The organism is Candidatus Bathyarchaeia archaeon (assembly GCA_038883335.1).
Taxonomy (GTDB): domain Archaea; phylum Thermoproteota; class Bathyarchaeia; order Hecatellales; family Hecatellaceae; genus JAVZMI01.
This window is the reverse complement of the sequence record JAVZMI010000003.1, coordinates 45,715-62,347: the sequence shown is the minus strand read 5'-3', so window position 1 is coordinate 62,347 and position 16,633 is coordinate 45,715. Positions and strand designations below refer to the sequence as shown.

20 protein-coding genes are annotated in these 16,633 nt (G+C 48.0%); 5 read left to right on the top strand and 15 right to left on the bottom strand.

Going from position 1 to position 16,633, the window contains the following annotated elements; genetic code table 11:
* Nucleotides 1–9: 9 nt before the first annotated feature.
* Entirely contained in the window at nucleotides 10–825 is an 816-nt protein-coding gene (locus tag QXJ75_02400; GenBank protein ID MEM3736931.1) for an isopentenyl phosphate kinase, read from the top strand.
* Between the two features lie 45 nt (nucleotides 826–870).
* Here QXJ75_02400 and QXJ75_02395 read toward each other — a convergent pair whose 3' ends face one another.
* From QXJ75_02395 to QXJ75_02350, 10 genes are all read right to left on the bottom strand, one after another.
* On the bottom strand, nucleotides 871–1,218 hold the full coding sequence (locus QXJ75_02395) for an SCP2 sterol-binding domain-containing protein (protein MEM3736930.1): 348 nt from the start codon (nucleotides 1,216–1,218) through the stop codon (nucleotides 871–873).
* Nucleotides 1,219–1,262: 44 nt separating this feature from the next.
* On the bottom strand, nucleotides 1,263–2,147 hold the full coding sequence (locus QXJ75_02390; protein ID MEM3736929.1) for a radical SAM protein: 885 nt from the start codon (nucleotides 2,145–2,147) through the stop codon (nucleotides 1,263–1,265).
* A gap of 193 nt (nucleotides 2,148–2,340) precedes the next feature.
* Nucleotides 2,341–4,530 carry an elongation factor EF-2 gene (locus QXJ75_02385; GenBank protein MEM3736928.1) on the bottom strand — a complete coding sequence of 730 codons (2,190 nt, stop codon included), beginning with the start codon at nucleotides 4,528–4,530 and terminating at the stop codon, nucleotides 2,341–2,343.
* Nucleotides 4,531–4,725: 195 nt separating this feature from the next.
* On the bottom strand, nucleotides 4,726–5,778 hold the full coding sequence (locus tag QXJ75_02380; protein MEM3736927.1) for a hypothetical protein: 1,053 nt from the start codon (nucleotides 5,776–5,778) through the stop codon (nucleotides 4,726–4,728).
* A gap of 231 nt (nucleotides 5,779–6,009) precedes the next feature.
* Nucleotides 6,010–6,684, bottom strand: a complete 675-nt coding sequence (hxlB, locus tag QXJ75_02375; protein MEM3736926.1) for a 6-phospho-3-hexuloisomerase — start codon at nucleotides 6,682–6,684, stop codon at nucleotides 6,010–6,012.
* Nucleotides 6,685–6,748: 64 nt separating this feature from the next.
* A complete protein-coding gene (locus tag QXJ75_02370) occupies nucleotides 6,749–7,759 on the bottom strand; it encodes a DHH family phosphoesterase (protein MEM3736925.1) in 1,011 nt (336 codons plus the stop codon).
* A 39-nt stretch (nucleotides 7,760–7,798) separates the two neighbouring features.
* A complete protein-coding gene (locus QXJ75_02365) occupies nucleotides 7,799–8,176 on the bottom strand; it encodes a prefoldin subunit beta (GenBank protein MEM3736924.1) in 378 nt (125 codons plus the stop codon).
* A 35-nt stretch (nucleotides 8,177–8,211) separates the two neighbouring features.
* Nucleotides 8,212–8,499, bottom strand: coding sequence for a KEOPS complex subunit Pcc1 (locus tag QXJ75_02360; protein ID MEM3736923.1), 288 nt, complete (start codon nucleotides 8,497–8,499; stop codon nucleotides 8,212–8,214).
* On the bottom strand, nucleotides 8,484–8,981 hold the full coding sequence (locus QXJ75_02355; GenBank protein ID MEM3736922.1) for a hypothetical protein: 498 nt from the start codon (nucleotides 8,979–8,981) through the stop codon (nucleotides 8,484–8,486). Before QXJ75_02355 ends, QXJ75_02360 begins: the two co-directional genes overlap by 16 nt.
* Before the next feature lie 135 nt (nucleotides 8,982–9,116).
* Entirely contained in the window at nucleotides 9,117–9,344 is a 228-nt protein-coding gene (locus QXJ75_02350; protein ID MEM3736921.1) for a hypothetical protein, read from the bottom strand.
* A 218-nt stretch (nucleotides 9,345–9,562) separates the two neighbouring features.
* On the opposite strand from QXJ75_02350, the gene QXJ75_02345 reads away from it, so the two are divergent.
* The gene (locus tag QXJ75_02345; protein MEM3736920.1) at nucleotides 9,563–9,739 is read left to right on the top strand and encodes a hypothetical protein; all 177 of its coding nucleotides are present in this window, start codon (nucleotides 9,563–9,565) and stop codon (nucleotides 9,737–9,739) included.
* Between the two features lie 126 nt (nucleotides 9,740–9,865).
* Here the strand turns inward: QXJ75_02345 and QXJ75_02340 are convergent, their stop codons facing one another.
* The 3 genes from QXJ75_02340 to QXJ75_02330 all read right to left on the bottom strand — a co-directional run bounded on the left by QXJ75_02340 (nucleotide 9,866) and on the right by QXJ75_02330 (nucleotide 12,510).
* Nucleotides 9,866–11,026: an MFS transporter gene (locus tag QXJ75_02340; protein ID MEM3736919.1), complete on the bottom strand. Its 1,161-nt coding sequence runs from the start codon at nucleotides 11,024–11,026 to the stop codon at nucleotides 9,866–9,868.
* A 277-nt stretch (nucleotides 11,027–11,303) separates the two neighbouring features.
* A complete protein-coding gene (locus tag QXJ75_02335; GenBank protein MEM3736918.1) occupies nucleotides 11,304–11,486 on the bottom strand; it encodes a DUF123 domain-containing protein in 183 nt (60 codons plus the stop codon).
* 223 nt (nucleotides 11,487–11,709) lie between these two features.
* Nucleotides 11,710–12,510 (bottom strand): DNA primase, encoded by an 801-nt coding sequence (locus tag QXJ75_02330; GenBank protein ID MEM3736917.1) that lies wholly within the window; start codon nucleotides 12,508–12,510, stop codon nucleotides 11,710–11,712.
* 258 nt (nucleotides 12,511–12,768) lie between these two features.
* Here QXJ75_02330 and QXJ75_02325 point away from each other — a divergent pair, with 258 nt between their 5' ends.
* From QXJ75_02325 to QXJ75_02315, 3 genes are all read left to right on the top strand, one after another.
* Complete coding sequence (locus tag QXJ75_02325) at nucleotides 12,769–14,058, top strand: endonuclease Q family protein (protein ID MEM3736916.1); 1,290 nt, start codon at nucleotides 12,769–12,771, stop codon at nucleotides 14,056–14,058.
* A gap of 217 nt (nucleotides 14,059–14,275) precedes the next feature.
* Complete coding sequence (locus tag QXJ75_02320; GenBank protein ID MEM3736915.1) at nucleotides 14,276–14,596, top strand: hypothetical protein; 321 nt, start codon at nucleotides 14,276–14,278, stop codon at nucleotides 14,594–14,596.
* Nucleotides 14,596–15,207 carry a V-type ATP synthase subunit E gene (locus QXJ75_02315; GenBank protein MEM3736914.1) on the top strand — a complete coding sequence of 204 codons (612 nt, stop codon included), beginning with the start codon at nucleotides 14,596–14,598 and terminating at the stop codon, nucleotides 15,205–15,207. Before QXJ75_02320 ends, QXJ75_02315 begins: the two co-directional genes overlap by 1 nt.
* A gap of 68 nt (nucleotides 15,208–15,275) precedes the next feature.
* Here the strand turns inward: QXJ75_02315 and QXJ75_02310 are convergent, their stop codons facing one another.
* On the bottom strand, nucleotides 15,276–16,070 hold the full coding sequence (locus tag QXJ75_02310; GenBank protein MEM3736913.1) for a tRNA (adenine-N1)-methyltransferase: 795 nt from the start codon (nucleotides 16,068–16,070) through the stop codon (nucleotides 15,276–15,278).
* Entirely contained in the window at nucleotides 16,057–16,626 is a 570-nt protein-coding gene (locus QXJ75_02305; GenBank protein ID MEM3736912.1) for a hypothetical protein, read from the bottom strand. Before QXJ75_02305 ends, QXJ75_02310 begins: the two co-directional genes overlap by 14 nt.
* Nucleotides 16,627–16,633: the final 7 nt, after the last annotated feature.

Here is a 16,633-nt window from a genome sequence, read left to right as displayed (position 1 = left end):
GCTGGGTGAATGGAGGATCTCATTCTATTAAAACTTGGCGGCTCCTTAATAACCGATAAAACGAAACCTTTCACAGCAAGGCTGGACGTAATGAAAAGGCTAGCTGAAGAGATCCATTACGCGAGAGGGAACAGTAGTATCAAGTTGATCGTCAGCCACGGTGGCGGGTCATTTCCTCACACGCCAGCAAGAGAGTACCAACTGCACAAAGGTGTTATAGGCTCTAGAAGTTATAGAGGAGTTGCGGAGGTTCAAGATGCTGCCGCTAGGTTAAATAGAATGGTTGTCCGTGCCCTAATCGACGCGGGCGAGAACGCCTTATCCATAAACCCATCAAACTGTTGTGTGGCAGAATCTGGTCTCATCCAGTACATGTATCTTGAACCGATTAGGAGATCGCTCCACTACAACATGATACCCGTGCCCTACGGCGACATTGGATTTGATTCGGCACGGAATTTCTCAATAATCTCTACCGAAGAGATCTTAAGTTATATTACAAGAAAATTCTCCGATGAAGGAGAATTTAAACCTAAAAAAATAATTATGTGCGGTGTAGTTGATGGCGTATATGCCGGCGACCCGTCGAGTGCTTCCGCGAAGATTATCCCCGAGATAACTCCCCGCAATATAGATGAGATCGAAAAATATTTGGCAGGCTCTTCGGGGATCGATGTTACAGGTGGCATGGCGCTCAAAGTCAAGAAATTACTCCAAATAGCCAAGATAGGTGTCACTTCTGAGATCATAAACGCAGCTAACCCTGGAATGCTGAAGAGGGCGTTGCTCGGTGAGGAAGGGCTTGGAACTGTGATAAGATGCTAGACAAAATGCATGGCTGAGCGGAAGTCGGCTTGTTTTTAGGTGGATTTAGATCTTCAGCAACTTTTTAATTACAGAGACTTCTTTGAGAGTTATGTTTTTAACTTTGATCCTTCCCATCAATAGGTCCATTGCGTCTACCTTTCTCTCATTAATCATTTTGTCCATGATGCTTTTTGAGGTCTGGAGGACCATATCCTCCTTCGAATTTTGAGGGGAGACCGTTAAACTCGAGCCTTCCATGGATATAGAGATCACATAGGTGGTGTCATCTTCTATCTGAAAGCTAACAGTCCTTCCATTGTACTCTCGCAAAACTTCTTGGTAGTCAGGGTTCGTCTTGGCGCGGTCGTTAAATTTCACTATGGCATCCTCAAAGAGATCTCTGAAAGCCATAGAACTAAGACCGCGAGTAGAGCCTTAAAACCTTTCCGTCCCACCTATCGTGTGATTAAGGGGTACTCAGGTCTGCAATAAGATGAGCCGTCGCAAGTTGACGTGTTAAAATGTGGTAACCCCTCTCTACAACTGGAGAAGCTCAAACCGTAACCGAGCACTACCCCCCTCACCTCCTCAACCATCCTCTGCCTTATGGGGGCGGGGAGATACAAGTAACCTAACCTTAGCTCCCCAGCGGAGTAGATCCTCCTCAGAACATCGGCAAGTTCTCGATCTGCACGCTCTAGGCGATTGAAGAAGCCGCGGACTGGTTTAAGAGTCGAGACTGTGATGTGCCTTGCACCAGCATCCTTCAAGGCGGCAACAAGCTCTCTAATCTCCTTAAGATCATCATTGAATGTGGGGATCAGGGGGTCTATCCTTGCGGCAGTGTATACCCCGGATTCCGCGACGCTTTTTAAGGCGGCGATCCGTCTGGACGGTGTTGGCGCGCCCGGCTCAACAAGACTGGCTAGGTCTTTGCGAAGGGTCGTAATAGTGAATGCCACAACAGCCCTCGATTTTCGGAGTAGATCCAGATCTCGAACTACAAGGTCTGATTTCGTAACTATCAGAAGTGGGAAGCCCTGCGTCACCAGAGCATCCACACAAACGCGAGTTATCTTATATCGAGCCTCTAGTGGTTGATATGGGTCGGTGCAGTCGCTTAACATAACCGGCAACTTAGGTCTCGTAGACGCAGCTGCGTCCGCTATTAGATGGAGAAGGTTCAGCCTAGGTCTCGGCGGACCGTTAAAACTGGGGAACTTGACTGCATAGCAGTAGAGGCAACGGTGGCCGCAACGGCCTAGGTAAGTGTTTAGATTATATTTTGGGGGGCAGGTGCAGAAGGTTTCTCTTAGGGAACTGAAGCGGCTAAGTCTCAACTAGCTCCCCCATCGATAAGCGCCCTTCACCGCTAGGGGCATACTTGAGTTTTCAATAGTTTCCACTTAACCCAGCCACCCTAGAGTTGGAGGGGTAGTTGGGTCATCACCACGGCGTCAATTACTGTGCTCCGCGGGTCTTGACAACGATAGCCGAGAGGTGGTGGGGGTTCCCATGAGTGAATCTGCTGAGTTAGGCTTCAGCGAAATCACTTATCTTGGGTGGCTCTGGAGACAACCCCTTACGTTTCCTTATATCTTGAATTAGCCCACCTATCAGAGAGGTGGGTACGAACTCCCATCTGAAGAACTCAGTCCCCCAGAAGGCTTTCCCTGCTGTAGCGCTTCTCATAGCCTCTGATAGATCAAATGTCTCCGGTGTCGGGAGCTCCCCGATCACGTACATCAAGTGCTCTTTCTGCTCCATCGAGATTATCTTGCCTCTCTTACCGACTATGATCCTAGTAACATTACCCACCTGATCGGCTGGAACTTTTACGGTGATCTTTAGAATAGGCTCCATGAGGGTTGGGTCAGCTGAGAGGAAGCTAGCGTAGATGGATCTGCGTGTCGCAGGTATTATCTGTGCTGGGCCTGTATGAACTGGGTCTTCATGGATCTGAGCGTCTAGTAACCTAACCTTTACACCTCTGACCAGCTCGTGAGCTAGAGGGCCCTCCTCAATGCTCCAGTTGAAAGCGGAGACTATAGAGTCTTTCACTACATCAAGCCTCTGAATTCCTTTAGTAACATCCACGAGGATGTTGGCACGCTCGTCTATCCGCCAGACCCCCTTCGCCTCGTCAGCCTCCCAGCCTACCTCCCGTAAGGCTTTTGCAAGTTTGCTCCGGTCGGTGTAGTCGGAGATCTCTCCCTTCCTAATCATTTCTACAACTTCAGGCTCCAGGGGGGAGACTTCTGCGAAGATTCTGTTATGTTTATTGGGTGACTTACCTTCGAAGACCTGGCCTCTCTTCCGTACTGTCTCTCGGTATAATACTATCGGCTTTGAGGTTGTTATCTCCAAGCCTGCCTTCTGTATCCAAGTAGTAGCTATCTCTAGGTGGAGTTGCCCCATCCCCGAGATCAGATACTCCCCGGTCTCCTCGTTAATCTTAGTGACAAGGTTCGGGTCCTCTATAGAGAGTTTCGTGAGAAAATCGACGAGGCGGGGCAGATCTTTGCTATGTTTCGGCTCCACAGCCACAGTGACTACAGGTTCACTTACATATTGAAGTTGCTCGAATGGGACTATGCCCTTAACGGATGAGATAGTCTCCCCCGCCTTTGCACTCTCCAACCCAAGCAAAGCAGGTATGTTCCCACATGGAAGACCGCCGACCACCTCACGGAATTGTCCCATATAAATACATACCTGTTGAACCCTCTGAGCGGTTCTCGCGCCGATTAGATGGAGGGTATCTCCGCTATTTATCTCCCCTGAGAAGAGTCTACCTGTGGCCACAACACCGGCTTGGGGGTCTACGACTATGTTAGTTACACACATAACTGCTGGGCCCTGCCTGTCACAATTGATCATGGCTTGTCCTACATCACTGTTGGGGTCTCCCTGCCAGATCTTAGGTATCCTGTACTTCTGGGCTGTAGGGGGGTCTGGCATGTGGTCTATGATCATGCTCAGGATTGCTTCGTGGAGTGGCGCCTTCTCAACTAACTCCCTAATATCACCGTCCTGGTACATGGCTACAATATCCGAGAACTTTATCCCTTTCTTCTGGGCAATATCGGTCGTGATACCCCAACGGTCCTTCGCAGAACCAAAGGCAACAGTACCCCCTGTGGGGCTGACCTTCCACCGCCCACGGAAATCTGCCTCTCCATAGAGCTCTATAAGATTATTAAAGTCGCGGATTATTCTAAGGAGCTTCTCTTCCACCTGCTTCGGCGTTAACTTGAGCTCCTTAATTAGACGGTCGATCTTGTTAATGTAAAGAGTCGGTCGCACCCTCTCCTCAAGTGCCTGCCGTGTGACTGTTTCGGTTTGAACCATCACCTCTTCTACCGCGTCGACCACCACCACGCAGCCGTCGATGGCGCGGAGCGATCTAGTAACCCTACCAGTGAAGTCCACGTGGCCTGGCGTGTCAATCAGGTTAATTACGTATGGAGCCCCACCGCGTTCATAGTATAAGCTGATGTTCGCCGCTTTGATGGTCATCTGCCGTTTCTGCTCCTCCTCCAGATAGTCTAGGGCTAAAGCCTGCCCAGCTACGCTGGGTGAGAGGAGACCTGCGGCTGAAAGGAGAGAGTCTGTAAGGGTAGTCTTCCCATGGTCTACGTGGGCAATTATTCCGGCGTTTCTAACATACTTGAGGTTCTGAACTATCTTATGGATCTCTGCAGCTGTCTTGAATTTAGGCATGGATAGTCCTCCCAGATGGGGACTGGAGCAACCATCTATTTCACGGCCCTTTAAAAAAACTTGCGGTCATAACCCTCTAGTTCAGGCTGTTAGAGCCCTGATGTGTGGCCGCTGATCCCAATATGGGATACTGTAAAATGAAGTTGACTTTTCCATCTAAAACTTAGCTGCAAATGGCGTATTCACTTATCCCTGCTAGAAGTATTTCTTCAGCTCCTCAGCCGTTTCTTCGGGTCTCCGCTCAATAACAGGCTCATAGTGAAGCCGCTCCATAAAACCCGTGTCACAAGTGTAGAAGGGGCTTGGAGAAGGTCTCGACATGAGCTTCAAATTTAGAGAATAATACTCAAGATCTTCGCCAATAGGGCCTGAGTAAACTGTCATATTGAAGCTCCTAACCCCCTTATCATGATATCCCTTCAAAATCTTCGACAGTCCCAGGCAGAGATCCGCTAGGTGAGAATCTTTCAGTCCAGATAAATTTGAAACACCTGAGAAGACACCTAAAACCTCAGTGTTACCTTGTGGTGCATAGCTGGCCAACCAAGTCACAGCCCCTGTCTCTCCAACTAGCCTAGTCGCATTCTCCTTCTCCACCGAGACCAAGTCAGACCAGTAGTTGCTCTTATACTTCTCATAGTAAGCCTCGCTCTTTACAAGTAGCTCCTCCACCTGAGAGGTGGGCCACCGGTCAGCTAGAACCTGAAGGTGAGGGTGTATAATGCTAGCCCCAGCTGGGTGCATCTGGTTCCAGCTTATCAGCCCGTAGCGTACATCCGGCTGTTTAACATGAATCCTCATCAAGTATTCTAGACAGACCTTAAAGCAGTCGCTTATCAGCTTTGGCTGGAACTGGTCTAGCCTCAGATAATGCACGCCTGAGAACACCCCGACCGCGTGATGTTCTCCAAACGGGTACAAGTTTGGGAAAAGGCATGCTGAGCCAACTCTCAACTTACCCTCCTGTATCAAGTCTGGAGGGAATTTCGGCGTCTTACTCTCAAGGTTCTCTGGGCAGAAGAAACAGCCTTCTCTGGTCTTCATTATTACTTCCGTAAGCTCCCTATCATGTTTTTCAACCTCCACCGTCTGCTTAACCCTCTCTGTCCGCTTCAAGTTTATCCTACACCGTCTTCCTGTTAGAGGGTCGCTCCTATACTCTACAAGTTGAGTTTCGAGACTAAAATTTGAGAGCGGGCTCAGCAACCTCGCTAAGCAGCTCCTCTTACTGAACTTAACATCACCCATTCCCAATATACCAGCCTAACGTTAGTAGATGTTGCCTATACTGATCAGCTTGACTTCGCCCAGCCCTATAAGCTAACTTGGCTCGCCGCCTAGCATACTACAATACGGTTTAGCGTAATAAACTTGAGGCAATGAGAGGAGGTCCCAGATACGAACCTGCCCCCTCCTTTGTGGGATTTATAATTCCGAGACCTGACCGCGAAGAGCATTCCAACTCTAACTATCTACGGCTTATGGTGGCTCTATTGTGGCGTGGAGTCTCTTCAAATCTTCTTCAGTCTTACCAAGCCTATGCATCAATGCAACAACCAAAGCGTCTAGGAAGATCTGAGCAGCTGTCTCAAATATTGTGCCTAGTGGGGCGAGGGGTTCATGAACGCCCAGGATCTGCCTAGAGAAGTAATCTTTCTTCTCAGCCAGCTTTGTACGCCCACGTATAACCACTGAGTGATCAGCCATCCTGCCCAAAGGGGAATTCGGATAAGATGTTAATGCCAAAATTTTCGCGCCAACTTGCTTTGCAATCTTCGCCGCTGCAACAATCACAGTCGTCGACCCAGACCCCGAGATAGCAAATAAAAGATCGTTCTTCTCCATAGCTGGTGTGATGGTCTCGCCGATAACGTGAACGCGGAAGGTGAGGTGCATAAGCCTCATTGCGAAGGATCGCGCTACTAAGCCGCTCCGACCGGCACCAAGCACCATCACCTTCCTCTCATTATCCTTAGCCTCCAGTAAGATATCAATGAGTTTCGCTATCTGGCTTCGGTCGATTCTCTCCAGAGAGCTTCTAGTCCTCTCTAATATCTCTTCAACTGTTCCGTCGAAGTATCTCAGGGGCAGTTCACCCGCCTGTGGTTTGAGGAGAGATTGAGTTTGCGTATTACTTTGAGACCGCTGGTACACATGTCTCCCCGTTTGAAAACTAGAACAGCTTGGTTTAAAATAGTTTCTATCGAAAAAGCTGGACTCAAGTATGCGTGGTTTCAGCAGTTTTGGGGATCTTGGCTCTTAATATTTTCAAAGCTTCAGATTTAGCTGTCGAAATATCGCCCCTACCATTCACTCCTGCCGCTGTTGCATGACCTCCGCCAATCCCAGCAATCGCTTCCCCTATAGGGGTTGCGACATCGCGGCCAAGATGTAGCCTCGTCTTCTTGTAGAAAGATTCAGTCGACCTGAGGCTAACTCTAACCTCTCCCTCCTTCTCGCCTACCACAACTGAAACATCAGCTCCTAACGTGATCAACCCCCTAGCTGCCGAAGCCTCATGAGAATTGACATGAGAGAAAGCTAAGATCCATCCATGGATATTGTGAAGTTCTACGCGGCTCGCCGCCTTGAGTCTAGCGACTCTTTCAGAGAGCGACATAGGCTGCGTCATTAGATCCAAAGCTTCAGTTACGTCAAAACCTGAGGCAGCCAGGTCAGCTACTATACGAAAGGTTTTAGCGTTGGCTATATGGAAATGTCTAGTCTCATATGCAATCCCAAAGAAGAGCGCCAAAGCCTCTCTTCTACTGAGCCGATAGCCTAGCTGCGTGCAAAGTTCATAGACCAACTCGCAAGTAGACTTTGCCTCCTTATCTATTATCCTTACCTTAGAGAGCGTTAGCGTCTTGTCTTTGGGGGTATGGTGGTCAACAATTATGAGGGTTTTTCCAGACCTCTCCACCTCTTTACCTATCTCCCCCAATTGGTCTAGGGTGCTAGTATCTACGAGGGTGACGAAATCAACTTTATCTAACCGCAACTTATCTACCCACTTGACTGGTGTAACACTCATCAGAAGCTTCGAGACCTGACTGGGTCCATCCACCGCAACAATGTCACATTTGAGACTTGAGTGCAATCTCTTAAAGAGTTTGGAAAGCACATATGCCGAGAAGATAGCGTCTGGATCAGAGTTACGATGACAAATTAAAGCCCCATACCTCGGCTTGGATTTTTCTATAAACCTGCCTAAAGCCTTAACCTGCAATCTAGATTCGCCCCAAGGACTGTTCGAACCTCAGGGCACTTACGAGGCTTGAGCAGGTCTCAACCTTGTCTGAATCTCCTGCTCTAACTCGCGGAGTTTCTCCCTAGTTTTCTCTTCCTGTTTCACGAGAACGCTCAACCGTACATTGAGAAGTTCCTTCCTCTCTGATAGTTCCTTCACAAGCGAGGGTCTATCCTTCTTAATGAGGAGTGCTCCTATAGACTTGAAGACAACAGCGTCATCTGCGAGTTTCTGGAGTTCATCCAAGGCATGGGTGGTGTCTGTCAGCTCGAACTCGACTTGCTGCTTCTGGTTGACTATAATTTGGAGCGTCTGCTGTAGCTGCTGCAACTTTGCAAGTTGCTCCTGAAGGTATGGAGGCACCTCAACAGGCTCACTCATGCTACTCCCACGCATAGTCTCCTAATACTTATATAAGGTATATAATTCCCCTAAACAGAGGATTTATGTCTTCCCCCTTCAATCTCCTCCAAGACCCGTATCAAGCATAAGATCCACCAGCAGTAGGAGTTTAGTGAGGCCCTTAACGCGGAGACATCAGCTGCTTCCACAAGTAAACTTAACACATCATCTTCAACCTTTAAGGCTACTTTAGACCTTTTAGTGGGAAGGCGTTGGATCTCAGGCATCAGAGCCTCAAGGATTATCCTTGCCAAAGCCTCGGAACTAAGGCTCAAGTTGATCTCAGCCATCGCACCGCCCTTCACTTCACATCCCAACCAATAGCTCTCAGAGTTATCGATGGACCTACCTCCTCTTTACTCCTTGAGGAGAAGAAGGCAAGTCGCGGCACCCCTGAATCCTCCATTATCTGGAGAAAGACCTCGGAAGTTGAAATAAACTCTTCTGAGACCAGTTTCGCGTTAAATATTTGGCTCAAAACTTGCGCCAACCTCTTAAGCCAAGGCTTCTGAGGTTTTAAAATAACCAGCATAGTGGGTCTACGCCTAGGCATCTGAGCAACCTTTCGATAGTCGCGGCGTAGACGATAACCTTTTACATACAATATCGGTGGGACTGCCGTCAACTTGGCGTCTCCTACCCGGTAAAACCTTATGCATCCAACTCCGCCCCTCCAACTTTCAATTACAATAACATTGCTAGCCTCGAGTCTGTTAGCGTACTCCGCCAACCCTTTCATGTTGAGCTTTCCACGGGTGACTCTGATAGAGCCAGGTATGACGGCGTGCAAATCTCGCATCATTGTCCTAGCTGGGGGAGCGGGGTCCCTTGAGCTTGTTATGATTAGGTTACAGCCCAGAACCATAGTCCTTCAGGTATCTGTTGGACGTCAACAGCCCTTGCAATAAGTCTATCTCTGCGAACTACTAAAGCTTCAGTAGAGTTCTCTCTCTTCAAGCCTCTGCTGAAGTTTCCCTCTAATCTTTAAGCTCAACCCCTCCTCCGGCGGGGTCTCCTCTATTCTAGTGACCTTCTTGACAGTCAAACCGCAGAGACCGTTAGTTAGCAGCCGATTTCTGACACAAATTGCATACTTGCAGGTAGCTCCATCACAGAGGTCATCCGCATATTTACAGTAAACTTCCCTACCTTTCCACTGCATAGCTTTTTGGCTACATCTAAAAGATTCACACCTCGGAGAACATTTTTTAGGTTCCAAATCGGAGCCTCCATCAGTGTATATAAAAGTTAAAGTGCTTGTTTGGGGATGGTAGTGAAAATTTAGATACACATCCATGTTATTTAATCTATCGGTAACTGCCCTACTGGTTCACTCGAGGATAATTCAAGGCATCAAAATATGTTAGTAGAGGGATAGATTTGAGGCACGTATTAAAAGTAGCGAGTTACGTCGACAGGGAAGGTTTTATCTACTGCTCAGGTAAGCGAGGCATAGCCCCTGTGCCCCTTAACTTCCCCCTCACATGCCCATTCTGCGGAAAAATCTTCCACAGTGGTGGGGATATAAAGTTCGTCCTCACATACGAGATCATATAACCCAACCTGAACTCAGCATTTTCGACTTTTGAAGCGACCAGACTTTTCGCCATTAATGTTCAGATACAAAAAGTTCACATTACACAAAGAGAGTTCCAATTAAAGTTCTCGGTGGCTGTGTTCGCTCTACTTCCAGATTAGCTTGCTCATCAAAATTGTAGCTCCGACCTGAAGAAAGGTTGAGTAAGCGATTATGAGCTTGAAATCCACCTCATAAAGTATCCCGACAACAACCCCGCCAATGAACCAAGCTAGACCGAATAGTGCATTAAAGATTCCATAAGCCGTCCCTCTCATCTCGGCATCTACCAGATCGGCTACAGCTGCCCTTTGTACTGTTTCTTGAGCGCCTAATACTATACCGAAGAGCGAAGCCGAGATCAATAGCGTTTGTGGTGTTACATTTAGAGCCACTATTGGAACTAAGGCTGCTGTGGGAAAGGCTAAGCTTACAATCTTCAACCCATACCTGTCATAGAGAACCCCAAATAATAATCCGCTTAGCGCGTCTACCGCCTGAGCCAAGAGGAATATGATGGGGATGAACCAGTCTGGAAATACCCCATGCGATCTATATAAGATGAAAGCTATACTCATGAAGCCAGCGGTACTCAGCGTTATTGAGGCTGTATAGACCCAGTATGCTCTATACAGACCAGTGCGCCTCGCTTCATCCCCTCTTCTCGACGGGATTTCTTGTCTCTTGTAGAAGCTGTATGCTGCAGAAAGCGTCAATATGGCGAGTGCAGCAGGTATGCTGAATAAGAGGAACGCCATACTGTACTGGTTGTAGGTAAAGAGCACCAACGAGGCGATCGTCGGACCTGCGACCGCTCCAATTTGATCCAAAGCTTCATGTATACCGAAGGCTTTTCCTCTTCCAAAATCCTTTGAGACTACGGAGATTATGAAATCTCTCGAAGGAGTTCTGACAGCCTTCCCAAGCCTCTCAACAATAATGAGTAGCGCCGCCAACTGCCAGCTCCCACTGAAGGCTAACAAAGGTACTGCAAGTAGGTTTAAGAGATAACCTATGATTGTGAGAGCCCAATACCCCCTGGTTACATCTGCCAGTCTACCAGACACAAGCCTGAAACCATAACCGACAAAATCGCCGAGCCCTATCACTATGCCTAGAACGGCTACTGGTGCCCCCAATATTGCTGTTAAATATACCGGTATGATTCCTCTGGCTCCCTCATATGTGACGTCGGCAAAGAGGCTAACTACGCCCATCAGGATAATAACCAAAAGGGCGTTCCGCCTAGTCACGTCACAAGTCTTCAACTTATAAACGTCTCTCCTAGTTTATGCAACTAGTTTAGAGATTAGAGTAGTTCCGCAGGTAGATAACACATTTGGGGCATTAATCAGAAAGCGAGGTTCTCGACCTACTGCTCTACAGGAATCTGCCACTTCCTCTACTAGCCTACGTGATGTTTTTGAGGCGAAATAGTAAAGGTGACTTACCCAGCTGTTGCAGTCGCTTGAACCGAAACCCTTTAGGATTACCCTCACACCAAGGATTGCGCTGACCACCTTGGAGATTCGACACTCTACCCTACTATCCGCCTCTAATGGCGACGCTTACTATACGTGACCTCTCAGAGGCTAGGAGATAGTCGATATGCCAGTGCAGTCTCTTAACACGATTAAGGCATCTTGCTGCCCTGCCTTTAACCCCACGGAGGGCGGGGCTGACGTAGACATAGTAACCTTTTGGGAAACAGTTTTCGCCGAGGCGCACAACCCGTAATTTGTAGGGGGTCTGAGGTAGATTACCAAAATATATGACCCCTTACCCTTTAGGAGACTACTCGAGTGATTGACCTTCATAAGTACTCCGCGTAGTTTTATATCTGGGGGCAGCATCTATTATTAATAATAATTCGGGGGTAACTACATGTGTTGTAAAACTCCAGAAGAGAAGAAAAAAGCAAAGAAAAAAGGCTACTACCAGGGCAAAGAGGTCAAGGCTGGGAAGACTGCTTAAGAAGGAATCGGGGGAGGCATCTTCCATCCACTCTAGGATCGAAATCTTCTAAGTCGTCAACCTTTAATGGGATACAGATCCTCGAGACAACCCCATGAAGCGAGTACGGTAGTCTGAGTAGGCGCATCTCACCGCTGGTAACCCACTCATCAATTGGGTACTCCGCAGAGAACTCTTTAGCAAGCCTCTTCCTCTCTGCCCAACCCATATTCGTGGCGTCCTCGTTTTGCACCGTTAAGTGGAATCCTCTGCCTGAGTAGGTTACTTCAACTAGACCGTACCTCCTCTCTAACTTTTCGTATAGTTGGCGAGTTCGGCCCCTGATAACTTTGAACTCGTACATGCAAAAGCTTAGGCCTTGGTGTTTCCTCATCCTATCTTCGATGTTGCCGTGGTAGGGGCAGTGGATGTTCTCTGGATCTAGGTCGAAGGCTAGCTCTTGACCCTTGAATTCCTTACACTTCCAACAGTCTCGGTAGCTCTTCGGGCATCTGCGGCAGTTCTCTAGTTCGCCGCCGTAGAGGTTTCGGTCGTAGTAGACGCTTTCGGGGAGATATTGGAGTATATAATTCTTCACTTCGCTTAGGTCTTGATACTCGTCGATAATGATCGTATGGTTTTTCAGTTTCTCATAGTTGGGCGGGTAGATCCCAGTGTGTCTCCCTATCACCAAGGCGAACACTGTATTTCGCCTATTCTTGAACCTCTCTTCTAAAAGCCTTAGAGCGAATTCTTCTTGGTAGAATCGTCTCCGCTCCTCTATGCTAGAGTATCTCATACCCTTAGGTAACCTATAGTGTCGTGTTGGCATATTCTCAGATCCGGGTGAGTTGTAGGCTCAAGGGATAAAAGGACCAGTCCATATTTTGGGTGGGGTTACATATAAGAATAATCGGCAGTCTACTCTAAGGTAATATGCCCAACTTTAAGTTAAAGAAAGAGGTTTCAAAAATATCCATGTAAATGCTTTGAGCTTCAACGAGGTAATAAAGCTGGAGAAACTCAGCCTACCCTTATATCGCAAGTGGTGTAGTTGATGCGAGTAATTATTGACGCACATATACATTCAAAGTATAGTCGTGCTACAAGCCAAAATATGGACATTCGCTCTATAGCCCGCTTCGCCCAGATCAAAGGTCTCACAGTGGTTGGTACTGGAGATTTCACTCACCCAAAATGGCTGGAGGAGATAAAGGAAGCATTGGAAGAGAACCCTCCTCACAGCGGGCTCTACAAACTAAAAAAGAGTGAGGAAGCAGGGGTTTATTTTATACTGACAGCTGAAGTCTCCACAGTCTTCGAGTTTGAGGGAAGGGGCAGAAAGGTTCACCATGTTATCTGGTGCCCTAATATTGAGATTGCTGAGCAGATCAACGACTCTCTCTCCAACTATGGTTCCCTCACGGATGATGGAAGACCAACCCTAACCATATCGGCACCCCAACTAGTGGAGGAAGTCTTAAACATCTCCGGCGGTAATTTTATCTTTCCAGCCCACGCTTGGACACCCTGGTTCAGCATCTTCGGAGCCTTCAGCGGCTTCGACAACGTCGAGGCGTGTTATCAAGATAAAAGTTCAAGGATACACGCCTTAGAAACTGGGCTCTCATCAGATCCTCCGATGAACTGGCGGGTTAGCTCCCTCGACCGTCTAGCCATAATATCCAATTCTGACTGCCATAGCGCTTGGCCCTGGCGTCTAGGTCGAGAGGCAACAGTCCTCGAGCTGGAGGAGTTAAGTTATCTAAAAATAGTAGAAGCAATTAAATCGAAGGATCCTAAGCGGCTACTCTTCACAATAGAGACAGACCCGGCTTATGGTAAATATCACTGGACGGGTCATAGAAACTGTAATGTCTCGATGCCCCCGGAGGATGCTATACGGCAAGGTGGCAGATGTCCTGTCTGTGGGGGGCGGATGACTAAAGGTGTTCAGCAAAGGGTAGAGGAGCTTGCCGATAGGCCTCCTGACTATAGACCAAAAGGCGCACCCGGCTATGTTCACCTCCTACCCCTCTCCGAGATAATCGGAGCGGCCATAGGGGCTGAGAGCCCGGCAAGCCAGAGGGTCTGGGATCAGTATAACCTCTTAATCGAGAAGTTCGGTAACGAATACAACGTGCTTCTAGATGCCACCACAGAAGAGCTAAGTCGAATAGTAGGCCCCAAGGTTGCAGACTTGTTAAGTAGGATGAGGGAAGGTAAGCTAAAGGTCATCCCCGGGTATGATGGTGTATATGGGCGGCTTGAACTTGGAAACGGCTTCATTAAAGCGCCAAAAAGGAAGACTAAAGGCGGCAGAACGTTGCTTAGTGACTTCCTTTAGCCCTCTCCATAATTGGAGCGCATTAAATGTGGAGTGGAGTTGTCATCTATCACTGTTTGCCAACCATCTTTCAATAAAGATTACAATGTTCGGAGCTGGCAGGTGAGGTTTGGTTACCTAAAAGCCCCTTTCAAAGCTGGGGGTCACCTAAATTTTTATATTTAGGCGGCATGGAGAATCTTAAACCGGTCGGTGAGTAGTTAGAGGGTGGCTTGACTTGGCTCTAGAGGTTATCAAAAATATTCGGATTATTGAGGAGAAGGCTCGAAAGATAATCGAGGAAGCTGATATGAAGGCTGCAGAGATCAGGAAGCGTGGCGAGGTTGATGCTGATATTGTTAAGAGAGGGTTGATCGAAGAGGCACAGCGTCAAAGCGAGGCAGCTCTCAAGAAGGCAGAAGCGGATATCGATCTTAAAGTAAAAGCGTTATTAGAGGAGGCAAGGAAGACTATCGCAGACTTCTCAGAAAAGTCTTCTAAAAATATGGGCAAGGCTGTTAAGATGGTTATGAGCGAAGTACTGGGGGTCGCACTTTAATGTCTACACTTGCTCTATCCAAAATTGAAGAGGAGATCCTAGCCGACGCTCAAGAGGAGGCAAATCGGAGAATCCAAGAGGCTGAAAAAGAAGCCGCAGCCATAATCGAGAAGGCAAAGGCTGAAGCGCAAAGGAAAGTCGAGGAGATAAAGGCAAGAGTTCAGGAGCAGATAAAGATCCTTGAACGTAAGAAACTGAGCGAAGCGAGGCGTAAAGCAGCCCTCGCAGTTCTCGAGGAGAAGAATACGCTGATCGATAAGGTATTTAAAGAAGCCTTAAAACGGGTCAGAGATCTTAAAACTGAAGATGTTGAGAAGAGTGCCAAATACCTCCTTGAGGAGGCGATTAAAAGTTTCGGATCCGGAGACCTAAAACTTCAGGTGAGCAGCAAGGAGCGTAAAGTCTACGAGAACGTCATCAAAAGCCTGAACACTCCGAGGGGCGTGACAATAACTTTAGAAAAGGATCCACTACCTTCCAGCGGGGGGTTCATTATATCCACGGCAGATGGCCAAATTAAGATCGACAACACCTTCGAGACAAGGCTTGAGTCCGTCTCACGAAGTTTAAGGAAAGAGGTCGCCGCGATACTCTTCGGGCAGGTAACCTAGTTTCGAGAGAGCGGTCTTACATACTCCTACGGGTTGGAGCTCCTCCAAGGTAAATGTCGACTTAAATTCTAGAGTAGGATCTTCCTGCCGAATGTTAAGTAACCGGTATGCGCGATCATAAGTGTCTCAGGGCGAGTCTGCCCCCTCTTGACCTGATATCTTCTCATCAAGGTCTCAACTGTCTCGATGGCTGTGAAACCGCTGGTCTCCATAGTCTCAACAGTCTTGATCGACTGATCTATGGTGGGGCTGAAGGAGGCGAGTAGTCCACTTCCCCTCAGAGCTCTGTACGCGGGGGCCACAGCCAACCAAGGGGTGGCCATATCGAGAACCACCGCATCCACCTCGCTCTCATCTATGCCTTGGGTTATATCCTTAAACTTTAACTCTACATAATCGGTGAGGCCGAGGCGTTCTATATTCCTCCTAGCCACTTCTAGAAACTCCTCTCTAACCTCGTAACTGTACACTCGACCTGTAGGTCTTACGTGGTTGGCCAAGAAGCTTGTGAGCGCGCCGCTCCCAGCCCCGGCCTCTACAACCAGAGAGCCTGGTTTAATATCGGCGTTGACCAAGATTATGGCCATATCCTTAGGGTACATTATCTGGGTTCTCCGCGCAATCTTCTGAACATAGTCGTTCATAGTGGGCTTCAACACCATGAACTCCACATCGGCGCTACTCTTTACCCGTGTGCCGAAGCTCTGTCCTATCAACGCGTCGAACTGAATAAATCCCCGGTGGGTGTGGAAGACTTCACCCCTCTTCGCCTTCACTAGGTAGGTTCTCTTCCTGTCGAGGTATAGTAGGACATAGTCTCCTTCCTCGACGAGGTTTCCCCCCCTCAACCTAGTAGCCCCCACTATAGCACAACCTCACAAAGTTCTCGATGATTAGGTGTCCATCATTGTTGCCATTCTTCTCTGGGTGGAACTGGACCCCGAATTGCGGTTTCCACTTATGTTTAACCGCTTGTATTTTGCATTGTTCCGAGCTTCCATAATTCTCTAGGATGTTAGGTAAACTGAACAGTTCGAATATGTGGTCTTCGTAGACGATCAGCTTGGATCGTGAAGGTGCGAGAGGATAGCTTTTATGGAATTGTATCGAGGTTAGTCCTACTTCCGGTGTTTCCATCTTCCTGATCCTAGCTCCATAGCAGTATGCCATGATCTTGAGCCCTAGGCAGATAGCCAACAGCGGTTTAGTTAAGTTGTTGAGAAGATGTTGATACTGGTTCAAAGTCTCCGAGAGGTCTCTATGAGGTATGGCTCCACCTGAGATGATGACCCCAGAATGTTCCCATTCACTTGCCGCCCCAGGCAGACTTTGAATATCTAGTTCAACTCCTAAATCTTCGAGGCACGCGGTAAGTTCGCCCGAATACTGGCTCTTGTTATCTAGAAGTAGAATTTCCAACCAGATC